This window comes from Variovorax sp. 10L426 (genome assembly GCF_056395305.1).
The window spans coordinates 1-406 of record NZ_JBFTJF010000114.1 but is presented as its reverse complement, the minus strand read 5'-3'; the positions used below and the strand labels follow the sequence as shown (position 1 = coordinate 406).

1 pseudogene is annotated in these 406 nt (G+C 65.8%); it reads right to left on the bottom strand.

The annotated features are described in order from the left end of the window. Positions 1 to 406 (bottom strand): annotated as a pseudogene (locus AC1DHL_RS30015) (FAD-containing monooxygenase EthA); the annotation flags it as partial.

Genomic DNA, 406 nt, shown 5'->3' with positions numbered 1-406 from the left:
CGGCCATGGCGGATCGTCAGCATGTCCATCAGATAATTCTGATACACGCGCCACGGCTTGCGGTGGCCCTGGCGCGGCAGCACGGCGGCGGCGCGCTGCACGTAGCCGGAACTGAAATCGAGGAAGGGCACGCGCTGCACGTCCGGGTCCACCTGCGGCAGGGCGTAGCGATGGCCGTGGTGATCCATGTACTTGAGCAGCCGGCAGACGTACTCGGCGGTCAGGTCGGCCTTCAGCGTCCAGGACGCATTGGTGTAGCCGAAAGCCAGCACCAGGTTCGGCACGTTGCTCAGCATCATGCCCTTGTAGGCGAGCAGCTCGGACGGCCGGCGCGGCTGGCCATCCACATGGACGGCGATGTCCCCGAGCATGTTCAGCTTGAGCCCGGTGGCCACCACCACCAGAT